Source organism: Pelotomaculum sp. PtaB.Bin117 (genome assembly GCF_002067195.1).
Taxonomy (GTDB): domain Bacteria; phylum Bacillota; class Desulfotomaculia; order Desulfotomaculales; family Pelotomaculaceae; genus Pelotomaculum_D; species Pelotomaculum_D terephthalicicum.
In genome coordinates this window covers 1-1,442 of the sequence record NZ_MVQM01000032.1, presented here as the reverse complement: position 1 = coordinate 1,442, position 1,442 = coordinate 1, and the positions used below count along the sequence as shown (strand labels likewise).

Below are 1,442 nucleotides of genomic sequence, written 5' to 3'. Positions count from 1 at the left end.
GATTTCATAACTATTTCAGAGTTCAGCAAAAAAATTTTGAAGCCGTATTTACCTTCAGGCGCAAAGATATACTATGTTAACAATCCGATAGAAATACCACGCGATAAGCCTGTTCCGGTACAAGATAATAAAAAATTTATTATGGTAGGGAGGTTGAGCAAAGAGAAAGGACCTCATCTTCTGGCCATGGCATCAAGAATGCTGGGGTGTGAATGTATTTTTGTTGGTGATGGCGATTGCCGGTCGGACATAGAAAAAATATTGCCCGGAACCCAGATTACTGGTTGGCTTTCCTACCAGGAAGTGCAAAACTACCTGCAAACGGCCCGTGCCCTTGTTTTACCTTCGTTATTGTACGAAACACAGGGTTTGGTGGTGGCTGAGGCGGCTGCAATGGGAATTCCAGCCGTCGTGCCGGATACTTCCGCAGCCAGGGATATGGTTGTGAATGGCTTGACTGGTCTATGGTTTAGGGGGGGTAGTGTGGCTGATTTGGCCAAAAAGATAGCTGTTCTTCAGGATGCTGAAACTGCAAGAAAGATGGGACAGGCGGCTTATGAACGCTACTGGTCGAATCCTTATACAATGGATGCTCATATAAATAAATTATTAGAAGTATATGAGAAAATTTTATCCTCTTAAATTTATCACGGAGTTTAATATTTTATGGAAATATCTTTAATTATTCCAACCTTGAACGGAGAAAAATTTTTATCTTTGCTTTTAACATCTCTCAAACGGCAAACACATCCCCCGGTGGAAATAATTGTGATGGATTCGTCATCCGGGGATCGAACTGCGGAAATAGCTGCTGAAATGGGATGCAAGACGGTAGTTATAGAAAGGGAAGCTTTTGATCACGGCGGCACGCGGAATCTGGGCGCAGAAATAGCTGCCGGTGATGTGCTGGTTTTTATGACGCAGGATGCACTGCCGGCGGACGACAGGTTTCTGGAGAACCTCGTAAAGCCCCTGGCAAATCAGACAAATCCTTTAATAGCTGCTTCTTTTGGCCGGCAGTTGGCCAGGCAGGATGCTGTGCCCCCGGAAAAATTTGCCCGCTTGTTCAATTATCCTGGTACGGGCATGGTCAAGAGCAAAGAGGACCTGCCGCGGTTGGGGATCAAGGCTTTTTTCTTCAGTGATGTTTGTTCGGCGGTCAGGAAGCGGGAATTTGAAGAAGTCGGCAGGTTTCCGGAAAAGGTAATAATGAACGAAGATATGATCCTGGCGGCAAAATTAATCCTGCGTGGATATAAAGTTGCCTATGTGCCGGAGGCGGCTGTGCGGCATTCACATAATTATAGTCTGTCACAGCATTTCCGGCGTTATTTTGATATTGGTGTTTCACTTAAAATGAATAATTGGCTGCTGGAATATACGAAAGCGGAAGGGGAAGGTTTTAGATTCGTCAGAGATCAATTTGTCTATCTTATAAAGAA

The 1,442-nt window shown here is 44.5% G+C and carries 2 protein-coding genes; both read left to right on the top strand.

The features are described from left to right. The coding region (locus A4E54_RS01165; RefSeq protein ID WP_286723860.1) for a glycosyltransferase family 4 protein at positions 1–642 on the top strand (642 nt) is incomplete at its 5' end. A gap of 24 nt (positions 643–666) precedes the next feature. Further along, positions 667–1,442 (top strand): glycosyltransferase family 2 protein (locus tag A4E54_RS01160; RefSeq protein WP_286723858.1); only part of this gene is annotated, 776 nt, incomplete at its 3' end.